The 7,159-nt window shown below is 39.5% G+C and carries 7 protein-coding genes and 1 pseudogene; 1 reads left to right on the forward strand and 7 read right to left on the reverse strand.

Annotated elements, in window-relative coordinates; translation table 11 throughout:
- Positions 1 to 67: 67 nt before the first annotated feature.
- The 4 genes from V7659_RS18895 to V7659_RS18910 form a co-directional block, all read right to left on the reverse strand.
- Positions 68 to 1,051, reverse strand: coding sequence for a proline dehydrogenase family protein (locus V7659_RS18895; protein WP_335541370.1), 984 nt, complete (start codon positions 1,049 to 1,051; stop codon positions 68 to 70).
- A gap of 157 nt (positions 1,052 to 1,208) precedes the next feature.
- The gene (locus V7659_RS18900) at positions 1,209 to 1,430 is read right to left on the reverse strand and encodes a hypothetical protein (RefSeq protein ID WP_335541372.1); all 222 of its coding nucleotides are present in this window, start codon (positions 1,428 to 1,430) and stop codon (positions 1,209 to 1,211) included.
- A gap of 83 nt (positions 1,431 to 1,513) precedes the next feature.
- Positions 1,514 to 1,825 (reverse strand): hypothetical protein, encoded by a 312-nt coding sequence (locus V7659_RS18905; RefSeq protein WP_335541373.1) that lies wholly within the window; start codon positions 1,823 to 1,825, stop codon positions 1,514 to 1,516.
- 39 nt (positions 1,826 to 1,864) lie between these two features.
- Positions 1,865 to 2,209 carry a hemerythrin domain-containing protein gene (locus V7659_RS18910; RefSeq protein ID WP_335541375.1) on the reverse strand — a complete coding sequence of 115 codons (345 nt, stop codon included), beginning with the start codon at positions 2,207 to 2,209 and terminating at the stop codon, positions 1,865 to 1,867.
- 288 nt (positions 2,210 to 2,497) lie between these two features.
- Between V7659_RS18910 and V7659_RS18915 the strand changes: the two genes are divergently transcribed.
- Positions 2,498 to 2,947: a S1 domain-containing RNA-binding protein gene (locus V7659_RS18915; RefSeq protein ID WP_335541376.1), complete on the forward strand. Its 450-nt coding sequence runs from the start codon at positions 2,498 to 2,500 to the stop codon at positions 2,945 to 2,947.
- Between the two features lie 131 nt (positions 2,948 to 3,078).
- On the opposite strand, the gene cysI is transcribed toward V7659_RS18915, so the two are convergent.
- From cysI to V7659_RS18930, 3 genes and pseudogenes are all read right to left on the reverse strand, one after another.
- Complete coding sequence (cysI, locus tag V7659_RS18920; RefSeq protein ID WP_335541377.1) at positions 3,079 to 4,797, reverse strand: assimilatory sulfite reductase (NADPH) hemoprotein subunit; 1,719 nt, start codon at positions 4,795 to 4,797, stop codon at positions 3,079 to 3,081.
- A 24-nt stretch (positions 4,798 to 4,821) separates the two neighbouring features.
- Positions 4,822 to 6,642, reverse strand: a complete 1,821-nt coding sequence (locus V7659_RS18925; protein WP_335541379.1) for an assimilatory sulfite reductase (NADPH) flavoprotein subunit — start codon at positions 6,640 to 6,642, stop codon at positions 4,822 to 4,824.
- A 325-nt stretch (positions 6,643 to 6,967) separates the two neighbouring features.
- Positions 6,968 to 7,159, reverse strand: a pseudogene (locus V7659_RS18930) (cell division protein FtsZ); the annotation flags it as partial.

Genomic DNA, 7,159 nt, shown 5'->3' on the forward strand with positions numbered 1-7,159 from the left:
TTATGGGTCACAGTTCAAGATGGAAGGTTTGGGGTTTCTTAAAAAATTTTGTAGGCGCTTTAAAATATTAGTGACGTTTTTTCTTATCTGTTTTAGTTAATCTTCCTAATAAAAACGCCCCTGCGGCAACGCCGAGCACGGTATTCGTTTTTTTGTTAAAGACTTGCTTCGCGACAAGATTTAAGTTTTGAGGCCGTTCGGCAAGACGTCTCATGAAATAACCGTACCAATCATTACCGAAAGGAACGTACGTACAGAAGTTATAACCTTCACTAGCGAGCTCCAGCTGCATGTCTTTTCTAAACCCATAGAGCATTTGGAATTCAAATTTGTCATTCGGAATATCATGCTTCTTTACAAATTCCTTCACATGATTAATGATGCGATGATCATGTGTTGCAATCGAAGTGAATTTTCCATTTAACAGATGCCATTCGGCAATCTTAATAAAGTTCGCATCAATATCTTTTTTATCTTGATAAGCGATTTCTGCTGACTCTTTATAAGCACCTTTTACTAGACGAATGCGGAAATTTTGATATCTTTCAAGGTATTCTTGCGCCTTGTGGAAGTAGGATTGAATCACTGTACCGACATTATTGTATTCCAACGATAGGTCGTCCAATAAATTAAAGGTTGGTTGTAAGTGTTTGAAGTCTTCCATATCAATATTGACAAAAATATCATATTGATGTGCTTTATCAACGATTTCTCTTACATTATTTAGACAGAATTGATAATCAATATCTAAACCTACTTGCGTTGGTTTTAACGAGATATGTGCATCCACTTTATGCTCATGAATCGCATCGATGACGTTTAAAATTTGTTCTTTTGCTTGGGTTGCTTCCTCTTCTTTAAAAACAAATTCTCCTAAGTTATCAACTGTACATGAAATTCCATGTGCATTCAGCTCTTTAATACTTTGAATTACTTCAGGTATATTGGTACCAGCTACGACACTTTGTGCCCCTAATTTTAAACCATATTTTTTAGCTGTACTATTTAAAAATTGATTTTGTGATAAGCCCATAAAAATGTCTTTCAACATAGCGATTACCCCTTGCTGTTGTTTTTACCATCATTATAGCATACGCTTTCATTAATATTTATTTTGCGAATTTTCCAACTTAAAAGCCACTTTTGAAATGAAAACGAACAGTCCTGCCCGGCACAAATGTTTAAGAGAATGGAACAGATTATTTTTTTTAGATTGCATCGGTGTCATCCCTTCTTGTCAGGATATCAGCCAATGGGTTAAATTCTTCACCCAACAATCGAAACGAGTCATTCCCGCTTTTAAACTCCTCTAGAAAAATCCCCCAACTGGGTGCATTTGCTGCCGCAAGTATAAGCCGCTGCAATTTATTTATATCTTCAATTTCATAGATTGCCAGAATCATTTCACCATTTAAAACCCCAAATCGCATCCTAAGTACAGCAATTAAATCCTCTCGATCGTTATAAGCATTGGATCATTTTCAAAGGAAAACAATAGTTTAGTCAGCTCCCTCTACAGTTTAATCATTTTGTAATAATTGGAAATTAACAGTGATTTACATTTCTCGGCAGCCTCTGCAAAAAATTGAACAACGTCAGCATCAGGGACCATCGCTTGTTCAAAGCTAACTTGTGTTGCCATTGCCTGTGAAAATGATTGTGAAAACCGTAAAGTGACTTCGTATCCAGATTCATTTTTTTTGACCGTTCCATGGATATCGTATGGATGGATATGATAACTATAAAATGTATCGGCCATTTGCTGGTACAACGCTGGTGTGGCAAAACGTAATAACTTTTCCTCTAATGCTGGACTCTTGCTCATTTTCACCCTCATTTCCTTTTTTAACCAAAATTTCCAAACTTATTTTTCTCGATCGACCAGAAGTTTATTCATTTCATCGTCATTTTGGATTTGATCTATAATGACCAGACTATCTAACAAGGAAATCATCCGTTGGTTTGGTTCATCTATCTGTAATAGATTTTTCAAATTATCTACAATCCTCCGCATGAGGTCATGATCACGAGTTAATTGAATTACTGTGGTCACCATATCTGGATTTGCTTCAATCATATCTTTATATAGCCCATCCTCTTCCGCTTCGGCATGTTTCAAGGTACGAGATTCCCAGTGTTCAATTGCCACTTCTATCACTTGTAATGCCTTTTGCTTGTCACCATCTACCAAACATTTCTGAAATAACATTCTCAACTCGATGGCCTTATTTAGTGCGGCTTCATGAATGGACGAGTGCTCATCTTTTTTCTTAAACTAGGACCTGACAATGTCACGTCACTCCTTTCCTATTCCATACATTAGCATAATACTAAAAATGGAAATCATTATAATCTTTTCCATATAACCTATCTACAAACTAAAAAAAGAGGGAGGAGCAAAAAAAGGTGTCAGGCACTTGATGAAAGAATTGATATTATCCCTATATATTTGTTATAATGAGGTGGTTGTAACATTATTGAGGAGGAACATTTTTTTATGTCAATCGAGGTAGGTACTAAGGTACAAGGTAAAGTAACAGGCATCACTAGTTTTGGGGCATTCGTAGAATTGCCTGGTGGCACAACAGGGTTAGTTCATATCAGTGAGGTAGCTGACAGCTATGTAAAAGACGTTAATGACCATTTAAAAGTTGGCGACCAAATTGAAGTTAAAGTAATTAGTGAGAAGGACGGAAAGACTGCCTTGTCCATCAAAAAAGCTATAGATAAGCCCGAAGGACAAACCTCATCTTATTCCCAACGGCCACCACGCCAGGGAAGAGTAGATAACCGTTCTAAAGATTTCCGTTCAAAGAGCAATTTTAAACCAAAGGAAAATTTCGAAGATAAAATTGCGAAATTCTTAAAGGCTAGTGAAGAGAATTTATCTACCTTAAAACGAAGCACTGAAACAAAACGTGGCGGTAGAGGCGGAAGACGCGGATAACTTTATCGTTTATTAATACATCAATATATAGTGAAAGGCAAACATGTTTTGACATGTTTGCCTTTTTAATTGCTTCAATCGTTAATTGAAGCAAAAAAAAGACAGGGCTCACCTGTCTTTTTTTCATTTGATTAATCGTGAAAGTTGGTACCATCTGTCGTAGCTTTGATGATGCCAGCGCGAATTACATAATCACCGAAGTGCTCGCCATCTTCTCGTTCAGTCGCATAGCGAGATAGTAAAACTCGAAGTTCACTTAAAATTTCATCTTCGCCGATGTTCTCTCTGAACATTTTGCTTAAGCGGCTCCCATCATGAGCGGCACCAAGATACATATTGTATTTACCTGGTGCTTTCCCGATAAACCCAATTTCCCCAAGTGCATGTCGGGCACAACCATTCGGACAACCCGTCATTCGGATGGTAATTTCCTTGTCGCGAAGACCATTTTCATCGACAATGTTTTCAATTTTATTAATTAACGTTGGTAAATAGCGCTCTGCCTCTGCCATTGCTAAACCGCATGTAGGAAGAGCTACGCATGCCATTGAGCTTCGGCGCAATGCTGTATAATGCTCACCATCAGTTAAACCATATTGCTCAATAAGTTCGTTAATTTGTTTCTTCTTCTGCGTGGAGACATTAGCGATAATTACGTTCTGATTTCCCGTTAGGTGGAAATCACCAGTATGGATTTTGGCAATTTCACGCAACCCTGTCTTAATCTTGTAATCATTAAAGTCAGCTACACGACCATTCTCAATAAACAGAGTAAAATGCCATTTTCCCTTAACGCCCTTAACCCATCCATAACGGTCGCCGTTATGGTCAAACTGGTATGGCTTTGCTTCATCTAAACTCCAACCAAGACGATGTTCCAATTCAGCTTTAACATTTTCTAGACCAAGTCGATCGACTGTGTACTTGAAACGAGCATTTTTTCGGACGGAACGGTTACCGTAGTCCCTTTGAATGGTAATTGTTTTTTCAGCAATATCGTATAATTGATCAGGTTTACAGAAACCAATAACCTTTGCAAGTTGTGGATAAGTTGCTGTGTCCCCGTGCGACATTCCCATTCCGCCGCCAATCGCCACGTTAAACCCAATTAATTTTCCATCCTCAACAATCGCAATAAAACCAAGGTCCTGTGAAAAAACATCAATATCATTACCAGGTGGCACAGCAATTCCGATTTTAAACTTCCGAGGTAAGTAAAGTGGACCATACATTGGTTCAACTTCTTCAATTTCAGGTGTTCCGGCTACTTTTTCTTCGTCCAGCCAAATTTCGTGATACGCTCTTGTGCGTGGCAGTAAATCGTTGCTCAATTTTTTCGACCATTCATATACTTCGGCATGGATCTCAGATTGGTACGGATTCGAAGAACACATAACGTTCCGGTTCACGTCACCGCAAGCCGCAATGGTATCCATAAGTGCATTATGAATTCCCTGAATCGTACTTTTCATATTCCATTTTAATATCCCATGCATTTGGAACGTTTCACGGGTAGTCAGTTTCAAAGTTCCATTCCCATATTTATCAGCCAGGTCATCCATTACGAGCCATTGATCAGGTGAAGCAACCCCGCCAGGAAGTCGAACACGAAGCATAAACTGGTACGCTGGTTCAAGTTTTTGTTTGGCACGTTCATTGCGGAGGTCCCTATCATCCTGCAAGTAGCTGCCATGATGTTTCATTAAACGGTTATCATCTTCAGGAATTCCGGCACTGATCCGGTCTAGCATTACTTCTTTAAGTGTCCCGCGTAAATAATTACTTCTTTCTTTAATACCTTCCACATCACTAGGAGGGCCTTCAGGCGCTTTTAAAATTTGATTAACCATGGTGAAACTCCTTTCTATCCCAAATCAGTATACGTCACGCTGATAACGTTTTTGCTGCTGCATTTCGGCTACATATTCTTCTGCTTTTTCACGGCTCATGCCGCCTTCTTTTTCAATAATGTCAATTAACGTATTATGAACATCATGGGCCATATGTTTTTCATCCCCACAAATGTACAGATGAGCACCTTCTTCAAGCCATTCAAATAATTCTTTACTGTTTTCAAGCATACGATGTTGTACATACACTTTTTCAGCTGTATCACGTGAAAAGGCTACATCCAATTTCGACAATACGCCGTCTTTCAGCCATTTTTGCCATTCTGTTTGATAAAGGAAATCCGTCACAAAATGCTGATCACCGAAGAATAGCCATGATTTACCTTCAGCTCCGATTTCTTCACGCTCTTGCATAAAGGAACGAAATGGTGCTGCACCAGTGCCTGGTCCCACCATGATGATTGGGGCATCTGGGTTATTTGGCAGCTTGAAGTTTTCATTATGTTGGATATACACTGGCACGGTATCGCCTGGCTGCAAACGTTCCGCTGTCTGGATGGAACAAACCCCATTTCGTTTCCGGCCGTGTGCCTCATAACGGACAGCACCGATAGTCAAATGGACCTCATCTGGGTTGGCCGTTAAGCTGCTCGAAATCGAATACAGTCGGGATGGCATTTTCCGAAGTATGGAGACAAACTCTTGTGCCGATCCAATCCAAGGAGTAAAATCCCTGACTAAGTCAAGTAAGTCACGTCCATCCAAATAAGTTTTTAATTTCTCTTCATTACCTGGTGAGAGCAATTCCTGTAAATTTTCATTTGCAGTAAGGCGGGCTGCCTTCTCAATCAACGGTTTCGTTAACGTCGTAATTTCAAAGTGTGTGATAAGTGCTTCTTTAAGCGCGAGACTTTCTCCTTTTTTATTCACAGTTACCTGCTGTTCTGGATCCCAGTTCATTTCCTCCAATAATAAGTTTACAAGAGCTGGATCATTTTCCGGATAGATTCCTAGACTATCCCCTGGTTGAAAGGTGAGTCCCGATCCTTCAAGCGACAACTCAAGGTGGTGTGTTTCTTTATTTGAGCCGCGGCCGTTCAGATTGATATTTTCTAGTACTTCTGCTTTAAACGGATTTGATCTTGAATACGTTGATTCTACAGCTTGAGATACCAGTTCCTGAACTGGTACTTGGCTGCCGGCATCTGCTTCTTTTAAATTACTTAGCACACCTGCAAGCCATTCAGATGCTGGTTCATCGTAGTCAAGGTCGCAGTCAAAGCGTGGGTAAAGCCTGGTACCGCCAAGTTCTTCCAAGCGTGCATCAAAGTCTTTTCCTGTTTGACAGAAAAATTCATACGAACTGTCACCCAAAGCCAAAACCGAGAAGCGAAGATGCTCTAGTTTCGGGGCCCGTTTTCCATGCAGAAACTCATGAAAGGCAATGGCATTATCTGGTGGAGTGCCCTCGCCATGGGTACTAGCAACAATCAGCAGATTGTCAACCTTTTTCAAATTGTTAGGTTTAAAATCGCTCATTGATATTACAGTTACTTGGAAACCAGCTGCTTCAAGCGTCTTTCCTGCTTTCTTAGCAAGACCCTGAGCGTTACCTGACTGTGAACCAAAAAGGATCGTTACATTTTTTGAAACGACCGGAGCTGTGACTGCTCCAGGTAGTTCAGATACCTGAACATTTCCAGACCCCGAAATTGAAGAAAATTGGGCTGCTGCCAAGAAACCGCTCAACCAGACTTTTTGTGATTCTGTCAACGTAGGCAGTATCCGGTTTAGGAGTTCTGCTTGCTCCTGATTAAAAGGACTATTCAATACTTGAAGTTGCACTAAAATCCACCTCACAAAGGATTATTAACTGATTGTGATCATTTATTTATCATGACTTTTTATAAAAATTCTTACAGTACACAATTTTCAGTCAAAAAATGATTAATATAATAATAGTTTTACTATTCCTATAAGTCAAGTCGGTTTTAATGATTTAAACCATTAAAATATGTTGAAATTTTGGTTTTTTTTAAGTGGATGCAGGTTAACTACAACATTTAAATAAATTTATGGCGCAATGGAACAGCATACCGCGACACTTTTCCAATGCTTTGGCTTTTTGTCACATCACACAGTCCTCATTGCGCCAGATTTTTAGGAATTGTTATCTATTTCTTCTGTTTCGGTTACGTAAAAAAGTCGGAATGTCAAGAGACTCCTCTGTATCCTGTCCATAGTTTCCATAATCATGCGAAGGCTCTTCATGATTCACTTGTTCTTGTTTCGGCTGGGATTGTACCTGAATTCTTGATGGTCCTTCCTTTTGAATAGGGGAAGAAGGCCTATTGGTTCGTGC

The organism is Neobacillus drentensis, assembly GCF_036966985.1.
Lineage (GTDB): Bacteria > Bacillota > Bacilli > Bacillales > Cytobacillaceae > Neobacillus > Neobacillus drentensis_E.